Below are 15,726 nucleotides of genomic sequence, written 5' to 3'. Positions count from 1 at the left end.
AGTAATAATGAGTAGTACGAATTTTAAGTTAACTACGATTGCAGCCTTAGTATTGGCTGCAACTAACGCTAATGCTGCCTTGTACCAGATCGTTGAGGTAGAGAAACCTGCAGCGATTACGAACGCAACTGAGACTTTCGGTGTTGCTATTCAGCCTGGTAGTGCGACAGATGGCTCTAATGAACTTGCTATGGGGTGTTTCGATTCTAGCGCGACAAACTGTACGAAAGATTCATTTAAATTAGCGGGTGAAACGCGCAACACGGTCGAAGGCGTTAGCTATCGTGAAGAAGTGCCTTTTGCAATGGATGCAGCGTTTCAGTACATCCAAGAATTTGATGACTTTGAAAGCTACTGTTTTCGTGAGTTAAGATATTCGACTTGTGAAAGCTGGGCTTTACAACGTTGGAATACGTGGAGTAAGGAAATTGGCGATCTTACTCATGTTAATGCCCAAGCTTTCTTAGAAGGTGGTGCAGCATCGATTAGCAATTATAACGTCGTTATTAATGCACTAGATTCATCTGGCTCGCCGCTAGGTATCGAATCTAATGGTAATGACATTCGGCATAATGCAGTTACTACCGTTCCTGTGATTGCTTCTTCCGAGTCACGAGCTTGGGGAGCGAAGACCCTGAGTAATGGGACGGTTGTTAATTACGGTAGTATCTCTGAAGATCAACCTGTAACAGATACCTCAAACATTACTTTCAGCTCTAAAGCGGCTATTTGGAGTGCAGGACATGTAGAGCAGATTACTTGGATTCAAGGAGAGATTCCGCAAACAGGTGATTATTTCGCGCAAGGTAGTATGCGTGGCCTGGCTGAAGACAATGGTAAGCTTTATGGCGTTGGATTCGGAACGGCTAATGGTAGTGGCGATCTTCAAGATATGAACGCGAGCGTATTTATTAGCGACGGCCTTGATTTATCTTCAGCAACTTGGGAAACCAAGCAAGTTTCAGGTGCGCTAGTAAACTCTGGTTCATCAAATGACGACGCTATTTATAGTAATTCGGTTCTCTCTGATATCAACGACAATTTGTTGGCGGTAGGACACGCTAAACGTAATGGTTATGTTCCAGAGAATGGTAGCGCCGCGAATAAAGCCTTTATCGTCGAAGATGTCTCAAGCACTACACCTACTGCTAAATTCTTATCTGGTGGAATTTTCTTTAGTGGCGCAGGCAGCGAAGCGAAGTCGGTTAACAAGTACAACGAATTTGTTGGCCAAGTTGATGCGGATACTATTCGTGAAGTGGACGGAAGTGAACGTCGCCATAGAGGTTTTATCTATCCGTATCAAGCAAACGGTACTGAGCCTTCAAGAATCGCATTGTTTCAGAGCAAAGCTTGGTGGTTGGATGATCTGACTAATGGTGCTAATGCTGATGGCAAAGATTTCTCTGACGAGAATAACTTTTTCCGCATCATCGATGCGTCAGACATTAATGATGCTGGTGTTATTTCTGCAACTGCGATCAAATGTACAGTCAATGGGGTCGCACAACAGTACGACACCACTTCACATAACTCATACTGTGGTGATGCTTCGTCTGACGCAGTAGAGGAGGTCGTCGCGGTTAAGTTGGTGCCTATTCAAGGTGCAAAAGCTGAAGACATTCAGCCGCGTGGTACTGATTCTCAGAGCGTAGAACGTCAAGGTGCTAGCCTTGGTATTTTCGCTTTGACACTGCTTGGTTTCCTGGGGTTCCGCAGAAAACTTAAATAATTTTAGTTCTTGAGCCCAAGTTCACAGTTCTGAACTTGGGCTTTTTTTCGCCTTGAGAAAAGTAGGATCTTGGTTAATTCTTAAAGTTGGAGTCACAAAAACTCCATGATGTTGTAATCATTATATGTTTAGAAATGGACACCCGTATGAGGACTGCACTATGAAGAGACAAAAGCGTGATCGCCTAGAACGAGCACAATCTCAAGGCTACAAAGCTGGTTTAAATGGAAGGTCGCAAGAAGCTTGCCCATATAGTCAAATGGATTCTCGGTCGCATTGGCTAGGTGGTTGGCGTGATGCCAAAGATGATAAACAAGCAGGTCTCTATAAGTAATAGGACAAACGTCAAGAATTTCAAAGGCTCCGAAATCGGAGCCTTGTTATTTGTTATGAGAGTGAAAGCTGGTGGAGGGGAAAGTTTAGTAAATTGCAATAGTAGTACTTATACTTGATGCACTATAACTAAATGTTTAAGCACAAAAGAAAAGCTGCAAATATGCAGCTTTGTCTTGAGAATTCTATTAGAAAGAAGACGTATCTTGGAAAAGGCCAACTTTCAGGTCTTTTGCAACGTAGATTTCTTTGCCATCTACAAGAACGCGACCGTCTGCTAGGCCCATTACCAGCTTACGGTTTACAACACGTTTCATGTGGATTTCGTACGTTACTTTTTTCGCTGTTGGTAGGATTTGACCAGTAAATTTCACTTCACCGACACCTAGGGCACGACCTTTACCTTCGCCGCCAACCCAACCTAGGAAGAAACCAACAAGTTGCCACATTGCGTCTAAGCCTAGACAACCTGGCATTACAGGGTCACCCGGGAAGTGACAATCAAAGAACCATAAGTCTGGAGTAATATCTAATTCAGCAAGGATTAAACCTTTACCAAAATCACCCTCAGTTTCAGACATCTTAGTGATGCGATCCATCATCAACATGTTTGGTGCTGGAAGTTGAGGGCCTTGTGGCCATAGTTCGCCTTGGCTTGATGCTAGAAGCTCTTCGCGAGTGTAAGAATCACGTTTGTTTTGCATTATCAATTTACTCCAATTTTTGATAGGTGCATATTAGTGAACAGGTGTACGCTAAACAAGTCCGATCAGTACTAGACAAACCAGTTTTTGATGCGTTCCACAATTCCTGGCGGATGTTCATGTCTTTCAAAGTTTTCAATACGTTCCGCGATTTTGCTAAGAACGCTTTCTTGCTCTTCGTCTCTAAATGGTTTGTTCATAATAAGAGGAATTGCTTCATCTACATTTGATACAGACCAGATATGAAACTCTCCATTTTTGATGCTTTCTACGACATCGGGTTGAAGAGCCAAATGCTTCAAATTTGTATGCGGTAGAATGACACCTTGCTCGCCTGTTAGACCTTGATGTTTACAGACGTGATAGAAGCCTTCGATCTTCTCGTTTAAGCCTCCGACAGCTTGTACGCGGCCAAATTGGTCAACTGCACCGGTTACGGCAATCTGTTGATTGATTGGGTACTCTGAAAGAGCACTGACAAGTGAGCATAGTTCTGCCAACGATGCGCTGTCGCCATCAACTTCACAGTAAGATTGCTCGAATACAACGGATGCAGAATATGGTAACGGATCTTCAAGGTTTAGCGAGGCACTCACAAACGCTTGCATGATCATCATACCTTTAGCATGAAGGTTACCACCAAGTTCTGCTTTGCGTTCTACGTCAGAAATATCGCCGTCACCAAAGTGAATGACACATGAAATACGAGCAGGCTCACCATAAGAGATAGGATGTCCCGGGACGTCAATAACGGTCAAGCCATTGACTTGACCTACTTGCTCACCATTAGTCTCGATGATCACTTGTCCATCAAGGATATCGTCTAGAGCTCTCTGTGGTAGATAAGATTCACGTTGGTATTTGTGTGATAACGCTTGCTCAACGTGGATGCTATTGATTTCAGTGTTATTTGACTCAATCGCTGCTTCACTAAGCAAAGTGTTGTGCCAAATTGGACACAAGGGGGTATATGTTTGGTCTTCAGTTTCTCTGGCACCAGCACAAAGTAAGGCGGTAACGGCGTCTACATTAAGTTCCGGTAACTGATAGCGTTGCTGTAGCCATTTTAGGTAGCCTAAATATTCAACTAAACTCTCTTGGTCTAATTTAAGATCTTGTTCAATCTCACTAAACAGACAAAAACCGTTGCGTATATCGCTATCTAAATAGTCAAGATCGCCCATTTGACCACGATCACCAACTATGATGAGCTTGATGTTATACGCTCGAGGCAACTGCGGTGCACATAGATGATCTGGGTTACTTCTGATTGGTTCAATCTCATCTCCAAGTAACGCTGACTTAAGTAATAGCCAGCTACCTGGATTCGCAAGGATAAGATTCGCAGATACAATAAGAAATCCATTGTCGGCTTTAGAAAGTAATCCTTGTTTGGTCGCAATCACTTGCCCATCTTTTGATTCCACTTGATCAAATAGGGCTTCGGCGTTTAATGATTCAGTTCGGATTACAACAGGGTTGTCTAAAGAAGTAGAGTGGCTTAGTGATTCTATGATGAGTTGGCGATAGATAGCATTATCAGGCGCATTGACGAGTAACACTCGTGATAGGCTAGACAAGCGTACAAAGCGAGTTAAGGCATCACGGAATCTATGCTGAATCTGAGTAAATGAAAAGGGCGTTAGGTTAGGGTATTGCTCTAACTGATGTGTGTATTCATCATATTGTGGCGTCACATGTCGCCAGTCTACTTGAGTCATTGAATCTACTAAAAATGGGAAATAGACAGGGAGTATATAGAAAAACGACAATGCCTAATAGAAGTATCTGTTTAATCGCGATAAACCAAGCAATATAAGTATGATCTTGGTCTATTCTTTTAATTGAACAATTGTCTAATTATGTAATTTGGGTTACGCTGTCACTAGGATTAACGTTTGGGATTTGACATGAAATATCAGCAACTTGAAAACTTAGAATGTGGTTGGAAATGGAACTACCTAGTAAAGAAATGGAAGGAAGGTGAATCCATTACCCGTCATATCGATTCAAGTGAAGCAGAGGTTGCGGTACAGAACCTTCTTAAGCTCGAACACCAACCAACAGGTGTTTTAGAGTGGATAGAAGAGCACATGTCTTTAGAGCTCGACAACAAGCTAAAGCAAGCTATTCGAGCGAAACGTAAACGCCACTTTAACGCGGAACAAGTACATACCAAGAAAAAGTCGATTGATCTGGATTATCGAGTTTGGGAAAAACTATCACAAAGGGCAAATGAATTAGGTTGTACGCTTTCTGACGCAATCGAGTATTTAGTCAGTGAAGCCTCAAGAAGTGAACAAGCAAGCAAAACGGTAACAAGTCTCAAAGAAGATTTGAGCGCCTTGCTATCTGACGATAAATAGTAATTCAAGGAGGCTGTTATGATGTATGTGATTCTTATTGGGGCAGCACTCGTATTTTGGCTGGTTGCCGTTGACAGGCCTGTGCTCAAAGTGACTTTTGAAAAAGGACAAATAGCTCAGTTTAAAGGGCATATGCCACCAAGTTTCAAACACAATTTGCAAGAAATTGGCCGTAATCAGAGCTTTGATGGTGAGCTGAAGGTTTATGCAAAACGCTCGGGCTACAACTTAAAATTCTCCAAACAGGTTCCTAAAAGTACTCAACAACGTATCCGTAACGTGTTTCCTCATAACGGCTTTAAATCGAAAGGGTCTAAGAGAGCATAAACTCTGTTAACGCTAACTGACTAGTACTTTGCCATTCTATATCCATCCAATTTATTCATAATTGATGTGCATAATATCTTCTAGTAAGGAGATATTATGAAAAGACTACTGATTCTCTTTCTTTTCTGCCAAAGTTCGATTGCTGATGATGCATTGGTTAAACCGGTGGCGAAGAAGATCAAATCTCAAATTATCAAAACACTCAATGCTAAAGGGTACAATGAACTCGATGGTTTTTGTGATTTGATGTTGGAAATGAGGCATAATAAAGCATTCACAAAAGTTCACCGAGTTCGTACTCATGGCGATCCTAAACTGTGTAAAGTCGCTAAAAAAGCAGTACCTAAGAAACAATATCGATACAAAAACTATGAAAAGTTGATTCGTATTCAGATCGTTTTTTGAACATAAATCTGTATGGTAGTGCACTATAACTAAATGTATTGAGCAACTAGTAACTAACTCGTGAAAAATCATTCAACTTCATCTAATATGTGCTGTCTATAATTTAAATAGGCTGTCATAACAGCCAGATAACAGAATGTGTTCAAGGGATTTGTAGGTTGTTGCTAGCAAATAAAAATTACACTCCTGAAGTAGTAGAACTCTCAAGAAAGATATCGTCGAACGTATCACAGTGTTTTAACAACTGGCTTGTTAACTCCAGTTACAAAATTAATCACGATCTCGTCGATTCATTGCTTAGCTTGGAAAATCGCTATTGTGATGATGTTATCTTTAAAGAATCAGAACGTATCACCAATAACCAACGCATTTTATTGAGGTGCGAACAAGATAGGGTGGCCGCAAAACGAGAAAAAATCGCAGCGAAGCAAAATACATTACGATATGTCTTAGAAGATATATGCGAGACAGCTTCAGTAATGCTAGAGAAGAAGCTTGAAACTACACTTATCAGTTCACTCTTTTCTCAGCTCCCGGACTATAATCACTTCGCTAGCATTGCTTATTCTCCTTCATTGAATTTCAATAAATTGAATCAAATAGCGCTAGAGAACCGTGGTTTATCGTCAAGCCTCACTGACTTTGTTTCGAATAGGCAGTTTTGTGAGAAGTATGGTCGTAAGCCGAAGGTGATTTTAGATCCCAAAGTAGCAGTGGGGTTGATAGGGATCGACAATTGCCGGTTACTTTTTCCTATTTTAATGAGCCAGTCGTTGCTTAAATGGTCAGACGAAAATACGAAAGATATTTCACCAAAACTATGGCAACACTTAGTGGTGACCGCCAACGCGACACGTATACGACTGCAAGACACCTCAGTTCGAGAGCCTGATGTTGGTGTGTTATTGGGTACACTGCGTGTCATACCGATGTTTCTGGTGTGCAATCATTTTTCTCAAACGTTTGAAGATGCACTTGTTCAAACGATGCTAAGTTATCGTGAAGCAAGTGATAGACACAACGAATATTATGCCTGTGCAGAAGTGCTACCCGATACCAGTTTCCTTGAAAAAATCTTTTCGAGTATGGAGAAGAGACTGCTTAGTAAGCTTATCGAACATATTGATTGGAGCCCTAATACCGCTTACATTAAGCAAGCATTAGTGGAGGAGGTCGATGGCGTCGATGTTTCAGAGAGAAGTGTTTATGGTGCCGCACTTGCTCAGGCCCATGCATTTTCTATTTTCGAAGCCTTGAACAACAGCGAATTGTTTAACCTTAAACATCGCCCTTACTGGTTCTCTCAAGTTCAAATGTCAGGCTTAGCAATAGCGCAGATGAAGTCGAGAGTTCCTGGACAGTTGACGGACAGTATGTAGTTACCTTGTCACTAAAAATATGTTTAGCACCGACTATGCAATGTAATGTAGTTGGTGTGTACCTTCAAAGCTAGAGCTAGAGTCATCTAAACTTGCACTCTACGCAATTTGTTTACCCGCTGATTTGCTTTTTCAGAAAGAGCAGGGAGCCTAATGAGCTCACTCCTTGTTTTCGGTTAAACAATCAACTTCGACCTACGAAGCTAGCTTATATACAAGTTATTAGAACGACTGTACTTATTTGGCCTTTTTTGCGTTAAGTTGCAGTGTAACTTTTTTTAGCTTGCCAAATCCCAGAGTGTTCCGTATGGCCAACTTGTTTGTGTTGTTCTTGATTCACCCGAAAAATCGAATGCTTATCGCTATAAAACGCTACGGGTTTGCCGTGTGCATTAAGATACTCTCGGGTTGCTAGCATGTAATCAAATGCCGATTCGGTCTCGCTGAATCTTAAGTTCATCAGACGGCCAGTCGCGTCATCGATGAAGACCAGTAGGCAACATTTATCGCTGCGGCCTTCGAACCAATCATACTGTGAACCATCAATCTGAATGAGTTCACCGAGACAGTCCCGTCGATAACGAGGCTGATATACTCGAGGTTTACGCTTGCTATGAGGTACCCATAAACCGTCAGCGATCATCCATTGTCGCAGAGTCTCAAGTGATACCGAGACGTTATGGAGCTCTTGAAGTTTTTCGTGGGCTAGCGTTGGTCCAAAATCAGAATAGTACTGATGAATGAGTTCTAATGCCTGCAGCTTGACGCTTTCATTGACACGATTTGAAGACGGCTTGCCTCGATTTCCATGTGCCAGAGAAGCTGCGCCTTGTTGAATGAAACGAGTAATGAGCCGTTGGAGTTGTCGATAACTTAAATCCAATAACTTTAAAGCATCGCGTCGGCTTAGGTTATGGTGTAAGACATCTTGGATTACCGTCAGTCTTTGTAATTCACGGTCGTTCATAGTAATTAGCATCCTCAAACCTCCAAGGAAATGTAGGACATTTTCACTTGGTAATATTAGGACATTTTCGCTTGGTAATAACAAATTGTGTCAATCCCATTTTAAAATGTCTTCTTTTCTCCCAAGTAGAAATGTCCCTTTATGAGCTAAATAGAGTAGGTGAGTTAGGTTTTACTCCTAGAAGCTTTGAAGGTTTCTGGTGTGATGAGAACTGGGTTTATCGCCCTTAGTTGTTCCTGAAGCGCTCTTTGTTGAGCTCTGCGTTGAGGGGCTTTTTTGCTCCTGGTGCGTTTCTGTTGTCGCTCGAATTCTTCTTGCTGCTGTTGAGCAAACTTTAGGACTTGGCCTAATCGCTTGTTGTCGACAATTTGGGTTTGTTGAACATGCTCAAGCTTATCGAAAATTTTGAATGCCAACTTTCTGTGGCCATACACAATCGCAATGTCTCCGTTGGGATAGTCTAAGACTTTGACATGCTCGTGAACTAAGCGAGTATTTTCTTCATTTGGTTCAATGAGATAAACCACTTTGTCATATTGAAATGTCAGAGATTTAGAGAGCTTACGTATTTCCTGCCAACTGAAAATATCATCGAGTTCCTGCGGGGTTTCGCGCACTTTTCGATGCATGTTTTTCGGATACATTGCCGGCTTAGCAAAGCGTCGATTGAAATCAGCAATGAAGTAGGGAAGCCAAGCATTCGCTTCTTCGATAGTGTTGATTCCTTGTAAGCGCATCTCTTTGACGAGTCGGTCTTGTAGCGTCAAGTTTACTCGCTCAACACGACCTTTAGCTTGAGAGCTGTTCGCACATATCAGTTCAATACCTAACTCTTTTAATACTCGGGCATACTGAGTTTGACCGACTTGTTTTTGCTTTTCCTGATTCACCCGAAAAATCGAATGCTTATCACTGTAGAACGCTACGGGTTTGCCGTGTTCATTAAGATATTCTCTCGTTGTTAGCATGTAATCAAAGGCCGATTCGGTTTCGCTGAACCTTAAGTTCATCAGGCGGCCAGTCGCATCATCGATGAAGACCAGTAAACAACATTTGTCAGCGCGTCCTTCAAACCAATCATGGTGAGAGCCATCAATTTGAACGAGCTCGCCTAAACAATCACGTCGGTAGCGAGGTTGGTAAACTTTAGGCTTGCGTTGCGAATGAGGCGTCCATAAACCATCTGCAATCATCCAACTTCGTAAGGTCTCGTTAGATACTGGAAGGCTATGTAACTCAAACAGTTTTTCTCTAGCAAGCGTTGGAGAAAAATCAGAATAGTGATCACGAATCAGTTTTAAAACTGTGTCTCGGTAGTCACTGGGATAGCGGTTATTACTTGGCTTACCTCGAGCTTGGTGAGTCAATCCTACAGCACCGAATTCTCTCAGGCGATTCATAAGCCTTTGAACTTGGCGAACACTCAAACCAAGAATGTCTGCCGCGTCGACTCGTCGGATCCTACGATCGCAAACATCTTGGATTACTTTAAAACGATTGATATCAGAATCATTCATAGTCACTAGCATCTTAAACGCATCCTTAGCTGGTTGTAAGCAAAGCTTAGTGACTACGAGCTAAAGAGACATTTTAACTTTGGTAAATAGTGACATTACAACTTTGCGCCTACAAATTGACTGCGTATTATGTGTATTATGTTAAATAAAGTGTACCTGAGCGAGATATAACTTCTTATATCTGCACCCCACTATCATTTTGCAATAGACAAACCAGTTCAATTTAACCGAAAATCTATTTACCATAAAATACCTAATAATCATATTCATAATCTTCGATTCAGAATACGTTTATTAGGACTCTACTAATAAACGATCGATCGCTTCTGTGATCTCTTTGGTTCTTACTGGTTTGGTAACGAAATCATTCATGCCAACATCTAAGCAAGAACATTTATCTTCGTTAGATGTATGGGCTGTGAGTGCGACAATTGGAATGTCGATGCCTTTTTGTCTCATCAGTTTGGTTGTTGTTAGCCCATCCATTACTGGCATTGAAACGTCCATAAGAATAATGTCTATAGGTGCTTCTTCAGATTGAATAAAATCAATCGCCTCTTGACCATTGCTTGTGATGAAAACTTTATGTCCTTGTCGTGACAAAATCAGCTGGATTACCATTTGGTTGGTTGGGTTGTCTTCAACGATTAGCACTGAATATTGAGTCCTAAGAAATGGGTTTGTTGGATGGCACACTTCTTTCGGCTCTGTGTTCTGACGTGACTGACTTAACACCGGTAATTTAACCTGGAAACATGAACCTTTGTTGAGTTCACTCGAAACTTCAATCTTTCCACCCATTAACTCAACCAGACGTTTAGTGATCGCTAAACCTAGGCCTGTTCCTCCAAATCTACGAGTAATGGTGCTGTCTGCTTGAACAAACGGACTGAATAACGATGCCAATTGCTGTGGGTTCATTCCGATTCCCGTGTCTTCAACCGAGATGTGGAATGTGTTTTTCTGGTAATGGATAGCAATGTTGACTTCACCTTGCTCCGTGAACTTAATCGCGTTACCTACTAGATTAAACAGAATTTGAGCTAGTCTCGTTTGATCTATGTAATATAGTTCGTTTTCAGGTATTTCACATGTCAGATTTAACGTTAATCCTTTGGCATCTGCTATCTTCTTTTGCTCAGATAATACAAAAGTTACAGTGTCTCTTACACTATTCCATTGAGGAGCCAGTGAAAAACATCCTGACTCAATTTTAGAGAAATCCAACACGTCACTAATTATAGCCAGTAGTAACTCAGAAGATGTGCCCATACTTTGAATGATCGAACGTTGTTCACAAGTCAATTGTGAGCACTTTAATGTATCTATCAGCCCGATAATGGCATTGAGTGGCGTTCGAAGTTCGTGACTCATCATTGCCAAAAATTCTGATTTGGCTTTATTTGCTCGCTCCTCTTCTTTACGTGCAGAGATAAGCTCGGCTGTACGTTCCCGAACAGTCGCTTCTAATTTCTCTTTGTTTTCGATGTCGAATACTGCTCGTTCGATCAGAGGTCGAAAACGATTCAATGTTGCTTTGGTTTCAACACTGAAGTACTTGGTATTGGAGTGAATAAAAACGATAACAGATTGAGTCAAGCCTGTGTCGATGCCCGTCATCAATACAGAGTTGATTTGATCAAGTACTATTGAGTTGAGCGAACTAAATTCAGGAAGATTTCGTGGCTCAAATAAAATTGCGCACTCACCATTAATGATACGTGACAACTTACCTGAGTCTTTCCATAGAATATCCTCATAAACTCGGTTGTTAGTTAAAAGTGTTTTAAAACAATCTTTGTTATTTAGACGTGAAATAACGATGAAGTCGTCAAATTTTATATACTTCTTAAGTACGAGTTCTAAACTGGAAAATATGTCTGAAATAGATTCCGCTTTGCTAATTTCTGATATCGTCGACAAGATCACTCTATTCTCTTCGGCTAAACTACGCTCCCGAGACCTGGCTCTCTCTAACTGTACCAGCGCTTCTTGCAACGCTTCTTGGTTGTCTGTACCCATTATTTTTTTAACCTATAAAATGTGGCCGACGACACCATCAAGTTACCATGTGCGCTCTCTCTACCACATAGGCGACCTTGTTCTCCAAAGGTGAATGGACAAATGTATGGCAGCCCATTAAGTGCTTGATTTATTTGGGTGCAGACTTCACTCATATCTTGTTTAAGACTGAGCATTGGACCCGCACAGAAGATGTTGATTGCGCCCAGTTTTTCTTCATGATCCAAGTCGTTAAAGTAAGAGGAATGTATGATATTTGCTGCTCGGCTAATGATATGCTTTTTTGAACCCTGCATTAAATGAATCACATCACCTTCATTAATATCGGTAAATAATTCAATGCCTCTGCACTCGGTTTGTCTAATTGAGTGAGACAATTTAAAATAAGGGGTTTTATATGAAGTCCCCACTTTTCTCCCGAGTGGATATACAGATGACTGTTCAAAAATAAAGCCATCATCTGAGCTACCTAAGTGATAATTGGTCCATTCATTATAGACATCTACTGCGGGTTTATTATCAATTTCTTGGAGTACGCGATCGCGTGCTTTAGTTACCACGCCTGAATATTCAGTTGGCGTGTGTCCGGCATTGAGCGAGCTGTATACAGATTGAGATGAGAAAAATACGGTAAGAGAGACACCATTAATAGAAACGAGATCTTCAGTAAATATGCTCCAGTTTCCGGATACTTTATTGTCTGCTGCACTACCTCCAATGACGGGAACTTCGGTACCAAATTTTGAGTCAATCGCGTCCATGATGGTTTCTTCATTGCCCGGCGTTGAATGCAGAAGAATTAGATCGGGTACTTCCCCTTCCCGTTCCGCTTTGCTCAATGCCATGTCTATCGCATCATAGGTACTCGAGATCACATCTCCTTCAAAACTCTTGATCCCCGTACCATATGCATTGATTCCTGAGTCATAAATTGCCAGTACACCGACAACTGGGCCTGAGTGAAACCCTGTTTCTGTCATTATCCCGTGACAGGTTGTACAACCATGAATAGGTATGTTTGATAGGTGTTGTTTAAGCAACGCCTGGACTGCAAACGTAGAATATTCTTCCGTGCAGTAGCAAATAAGACATGTAATCTCATGAGTTCGCTCTAAACCAGCGAGGATCTCTTGTACAGCGATGACGTCGTCGTGTGAGTAGGAAACTTTAGAGAGAAACTTCATAACGCTCGATCAATGGATTAATCGCTTAGTTATAACATTTTCAGATGGGAGTTTTTACTGATTTAGTACAAGTTATTCCCACCTCCGACCTGATAATGACTATTTTGAGAGGATGACCGAAACACTGTGATCTTGTTGCGTGGTTGTGATGATTATTTGTGATGTCGGTTCATCGGTTGTAAGTAGCCAAGAAGATGAGCTTTTCGCGACTAAAGATCCGTTTCCACTATAGCTAACATCAACTTTGTTACTTTCAGATGTTTCGATTAAATAGGCGTGATTATCACTTGAAACACTAACATTATATTTGTCAATAGTGATTTCACACGGTGTCGAAAGAATACAGTCAACCGTTTCGTTATTTTCGTATGTCACTGTTCTCCAAGTAAATGCAGCTAATAAAATAGACAACATGATGACAATTTGTACAAGCCTTCCTTTTGTGAGCTTTTGTGCTGCCATTTTATCCTTTACTCCTTGTTACAAAGTTCAAAGTTTTTAAATAAAAATACATTTCCTGACCAACCGTAAGGTTACTACTCTGTCATTGATTTGTTAATTCAAGTATAGTGTCGCGTTGAAAATGCCACTTTTTTTTAAAATCAGCAAGCGGAAATAAAGTTCTGAATAGTCTGAGTTTCTTTTTCTGATTTGGGTGGCATTACGACGTGAGTCGTGTTGGAAGTAAAGTGTAGTAAATAAGAAATTGGAAGCATGCAAATGAGCCAAGAAAAGCAGCTTGAACAAAACTACAACTATACGGTCGTCCGTCAGTTCACCTTAGTAACTATTCTTTGGGGTATTGTCGGTATGGGCGTTGGTGTTTTGATTGCCGCTCAATTAGTTTGGCCACAGCTAAACTTTGATACGCCGTGGCTGACGTACAGTCGTTTACGTCCCCTGCATACTAATGCGGTTATTTTTGCGTTCGGTACAAGTGCCCTGTTTGCAACATCATATTATGTTGTACAACGCACCTGTCAGACGCGTCTCTTTGGTGGCCCTCTCGTAGCCTTCACCTTCTGGGGTTGGCAAGCGATTATTCTGTCCGCTGCAATTACTTTACCGTTAGGTCTAACCTCTGGTAAAGAATACGCAGAACTTGAATGGCCAATCGATATCGCTATCACGCTTGTGTGGGTAGCTTATGCAATCGTGTTCTTCGGAACAATGATTAAGCGTAAGACATCGCACATCTACGTAGCTAACTGGTTCTTTGGAGCCTTCATTATCACGGTTGCCGTGTTGCACATCGTTAACAGCTTAGCTGTTCCTGTATCTGCGTTTAAATCGTACTCGATTTACTCAGGTGCTGTAGATGCAATGGTACAATGGTGGTACGGTCACAACGCGGTAGGCTTCCTGTTAACAGCTGGTTTCCTAGGTATGATGTATTACTTCGTACCTAAGCAGGCTGAACGTCCTGTTTACTCTTACCGTCTATCGATTGTTCACTTCTGGGCTCTAGTGTCTCTGTATATCTGGGCTGGTCCTCACCACCTACACTACACAGCACTACCAGACTGGACTCAATCTCTAGGTATGGTTATGTCTCTTGTTCTATTCGCTCCTTCTTGGGGTGGTATGATCAACGGTATCATGACTCTATCTGGTGCGTGGCATAAGCTACGTTACGACCCTATCCTACGTTTCCTAATCGTTTCTCTATCTTTCTACGGCATGTCGACTTTCGAAGGTCCTATGATGGCGATTAAGACGGTTAACGCACTATCTCACTACACTGACTGGACTATCGGTCATGTACACTCTGGAGCATTAGGTTGGGTTGCAATGGTTTCTATCGGTTCTGTTTACCACTTAGTTCCAAGACTATTTGGTCAAGAGCGTATGTACTCTGTATCTCTAATCAACGTTCACTTCTGGTTGGCAACAATCGGTACTGTTTTCTACATCGTAGCAATGTGGATCTCAGGTGTGATGCAAGGTCTGATGTGGCGTGCAGTTAACTCTGACGGTACCTTGACTTACAGCTTCGTTGAATCTGTAGAAGCGTCTTACCCATTCTACTTTGTACGTTTCCTAGGTGGTTTCATCTTCCTAAGCGGTATGATCTTAATGGCATACAACACGTACAAAACTGTTACAGCACCAAAAGCTAGCTTAAAAGCTATCGCGCAACCGGCTTAAGGAGATTTAAGAATGAGCTCAAATTCAAATAATCGCCATGAGTTGGTAGAAAAAAACGTCGGCTTGCTAGCAATCCTGATCGTTATCGCAATCAGCTTCGGTGCTCTTGTAGAGATTACCCCTCTTATTTTCCAAAAGCAGACAACTGAACCTGTAGATAATCTACGCGTGTACTCTGCTCTGGAAATGGAAGGTCGTGACATCTATATCCGTGAGGGTTGTAACGTATGTCACAGCCAAATGATTCGTCCATTCCGTTCTGAGACTGAGCGTTACGGCCACTACTCAGTAGCGGGTGAAAGCGTTTGGGAACACCCATTCCTATGGGGCTCTAAGCGTACAGGTCCGGATCTAGCGCGTGTTGGTGAGCGTTACTCTGATGAGTGGCACCGTGTTCACCTTATTGATCCTCGTGAACTTGTTCCAGAATCAAACATGCCTGGTTTCCCGTGGCTTGAAGACAATGTACTTGATGGCAAATTGACTCAGCAGAAGCTTGAACTCTTCCGCAATCAATTTGGTGTTCCTTACACAGACGAACAGATTGCTAACGCGAAGCAAGATGTTGAAGGCAAAACAGAGATGGATGCAATCATTGCTTACCTTCAATCTCTTGGCCACGCAATGAAATAAGGAATGACT

General features: G+C 41.7%; 14 protein-coding genes and 1 pseudogene. 8 read left to right on the top strand and 7 right to left on the bottom strand.

All coding sequences use genetic code 11. From position 1 onward, the window contains the following. The first annotated feature begins 7 nt into the window (after positions 1–7). Together vsple_RS07050 and rmf are read left to right on the top strand one after the other, a co-directional pair. A complete protein-coding gene (locus vsple_RS07050; RefSeq protein ID WP_261881544.1) occupies positions 8–1,732 on the top strand; it encodes a DUF3466 family protein in 1,725 nt (574 codons plus the stop codon). A 160-nt stretch (positions 1,733–1,892) separates the two neighbouring features. Further along, complete coding sequence (rmf, locus tag vsple_RS07045; RefSeq protein WP_255230706.1) at positions 1,893–2,066, top strand: ribosome modulation factor; 174 nt, start codon at positions 1,893–1,895, stop codon at positions 2,064–2,066. A 187-nt stretch (positions 2,067–2,253) separates the two neighbouring features. Here rmf and fabA read toward each other — a convergent pair whose 3' ends face one another. Both fabA and vsple_RS07035 read right to left on the bottom strand, forming a co-directional pair. After that, positions 2,254–2,769, bottom strand: coding sequence for a bifunctional 3-hydroxydecanoyl-ACP dehydratase/trans-2-decenoyl-ACP isomerase (fabA, locus tag vsple_RS07040; RefSeq protein WP_032549106.1), 516 nt, complete (start codon positions 2,767–2,769; stop codon positions 2,254–2,256). A 71-nt stretch (positions 2,770–2,840) separates the two neighbouring features. Next, on the bottom strand, positions 2,841–4,490 hold the full coding sequence (locus vsple_RS07035; RefSeq protein WP_261881543.1) for a Lon protease family protein: 1,650 nt from the start codon (positions 4,488–4,490) through the stop codon (positions 2,841–2,843). 189 nt (positions 4,491–4,679) lie between these two features. On the opposite strand from vsple_RS07035, the gene matP reads away from it, so the two are divergent. The 4 genes from matP to vsple_RS07015 all read left to right on the top strand — a co-directional run bounded on the left by matP (position 4,680) and on the right by vsple_RS07015 (position 7,246). Beyond that, positions 4,680–5,135, top strand: coding sequence for a macrodomain Ter protein MatP (matP, locus tag vsple_RS07030; RefSeq protein WP_255230708.1), 456 nt, complete (start codon positions 4,680–4,682; stop codon positions 5,133–5,135). Between the two features lie 18 nt (positions 5,136–5,153). After that, positions 5,154–5,462, top strand: coding sequence for a DUF3634 family protein (locus vsple_RS07025; protein ID WP_255230709.1), 309 nt, complete (start codon positions 5,154–5,156; stop codon positions 5,460–5,462). A 96-nt stretch (positions 5,463–5,558) separates the two neighbouring features. Further along, entirely contained in the window at positions 5,559–5,867 is a 309-nt protein-coding gene (locus vsple_RS07020) for a hypothetical protein (protein WP_261881542.1), read from the top strand. Positions 5,868–6,025: 158 nt separating this feature from the next. Next, complete coding sequence (locus tag vsple_RS07015; protein WP_255230711.1) at positions 6,026–7,246, top strand: hypothetical protein; 1,221 nt, start codon at positions 6,026–6,028, stop codon at positions 7,244–7,246. A gap of 301 nt (positions 7,247–7,547) precedes the next feature. On the opposite strand, the pseudogene vsple_RS07010 reads toward vsple_RS07015, so the two are convergent. From vsple_RS07010 to vsple_RS06990, 5 genes and pseudogenes are all read right to left on the bottom strand, one after another. Beyond that, positions 7,548–8,213, bottom strand: a pseudogene (locus tag vsple_RS07010) (ISNCY family transposase); the annotation flags it as partial. Between the two features lie 164 nt (positions 8,214–8,377). Next, on the bottom strand, positions 8,378–9,730 hold the full coding sequence (locus vsple_RS07005; RefSeq protein ID WP_261883140.1) for an ISNCY family transposase: 1,353 nt from the start codon (positions 9,728–9,730) through the stop codon (positions 8,378–8,380). A 294-nt stretch (positions 9,731–10,024) separates the two neighbouring features. Further along, the gene (locus tag vsple_RS07000; protein WP_261881541.1) at positions 10,025–11,752 is read right to left on the bottom strand and encodes an ATP-binding protein; all 1,728 of its coding nucleotides are present in this window, start codon (positions 11,750–11,752) and stop codon (positions 10,025–10,027) included. Beyond that, the gene (locus vsple_RS06995) at positions 11,752–12,936 is read right to left on the bottom strand and encodes an FIST signal transduction protein (RefSeq protein ID WP_261881540.1); all 1,185 of its coding nucleotides are present in this window, start codon (positions 12,934–12,936) and stop codon (positions 11,752–11,754) included. Before vsple_RS06995 ends, vsple_RS07000 begins: the two co-directional genes overlap by 1 nt. Positions 12,937–13,035: 99 nt before the next feature. Further along, positions 13,036–13,398: a hypothetical protein gene (locus vsple_RS06990; protein WP_261881539.1), complete on the bottom strand. Its 363-nt coding sequence runs from the start codon at positions 13,396–13,398 to the stop codon at positions 13,036–13,038. 258 nt (positions 13,399–13,656) lie between these two features. Between vsple_RS06990 and ccoN the strand changes: the two genes are divergently transcribed. Then, positions 13,657–15,084, top strand: a complete 1,428-nt coding sequence (gene ccoN, locus vsple_RS06985; RefSeq protein WP_261881538.1) for a cytochrome-c oxidase, cbb3-type subunit I — start codon at positions 13,657–13,659, stop codon at positions 15,082–15,084. A 12-nt stretch (positions 15,085–15,096) separates the two neighbouring features. After that, positions 15,097–15,717, top strand: coding sequence for a cytochrome-c oxidase, cbb3-type subunit II (gene ccoO, locus vsple_RS06980; protein WP_255230717.1), 621 nt, complete (start codon positions 15,097–15,099; stop codon positions 15,715–15,717). Positions 15,718–15,726: the final 9 nt, after the last annotated feature.

It is taken from the genome of Vibrio pelagius (genome assembly GCF_024347575.1).
Classification (GTDB): Bacteria; Pseudomonadota; Gammaproteobacteria; order Enterobacterales; family Vibrionaceae; genus Vibrio; species Vibrio pelagius.
Note: the sequence above shows the minus strand (reverse complement) of the source record. Positions and strands in the feature narration are given on the sequence as shown.

What these genes read in the sequence shown, in the direction of transcription:
- matP (WP_255230708.1), top strand. Translation starts at nt 4,680, where the DNA reads ATGAAATATCAGCAACTTGAAAACTTAGAATGTGGTTGGAAATGGAAC.
- ccoN (WP_261881538.1), top strand. Translation starts at nt 13,657, where the DNA reads ATGAGCCAAGAAAAGCAGCTTGAACAAAACTACAACTATACGGTCGTC.
- ccoO (WP_255230717.1), top strand. Translation starts at nt 15,097, where the DNA reads ATGAGCTCAAATTCAAATAATCGCCATGAGTTGGTAGAAAAAAACGTC.
- vsple_RS07035 (WP_261881543.1), bottom strand. Translation starts at nt 4,490, where the DNA reads ATGACTCAAGTAGACTGGCGACATGTGACGCCACAATATGATGAATAC.
- rmf (WP_255230706.1), top strand. Translation starts at nt 1,893, where the DNA reads ATGAAGAGACAAAAGCGTGATCGCCTAGAACGAGCACAATCTCAAGGC.
- vsple_RS06990 (WP_261881539.1), bottom strand. Translation starts at nt 13,398, where the DNA reads ATGGCAGCACAAAAGCTCACAAAAGGAAGGCTTGTACAAATTGTCATC.
- vsple_RS07000 (WP_261881541.1), bottom strand. Translation starts at nt 11,752, where the DNA reads ATGGGTACAGACAACCAAGAAGCGTTGCAAGAAGCGCTGGTACAGTTA.
- vsple_RS07050 (WP_261881544.1), top strand. Translation starts at nt 8, where the DNA reads ATGAGTAGTACGAATTTTAAGTTAACTACGATTGCAGCCTTAGTATTG.
- vsple_RS06995 (WP_261881540.1), bottom strand. Translation starts at nt 12,936, where the DNA reads ATGAAGTTTCTCTCTAAAGTTTCCTACTCACACGACGACGTCATCGCT.
- vsple_RS07025 (WP_255230709.1), top strand. Translation starts at nt 5,154, where the DNA reads ATGATGTATGTGATTCTTATTGGGGCAGCACTCGTATTTTGGCTGGTT.
- fabA (WP_032549106.1), bottom strand. Translation starts at nt 2,769, where the DNA reads ATGCAAAACAAACGTGATTCTTACACTCGCGAAGAGCTTCTAGCATCA.
- vsple_RS07005 (WP_261883140.1), bottom strand. Translation starts at nt 9,730, where the DNA reads ATGAATGATTCTGATATCAATCGTTTTAAAGTAATCCAAGATGTTTGC.
- vsple_RS07020 (WP_261881542.1), top strand. Translation starts at nt 5,559, where the DNA reads ATGAAAAGACTACTGATTCTCTTTCTTTTCTGCCAAAGTTCGATTGCT.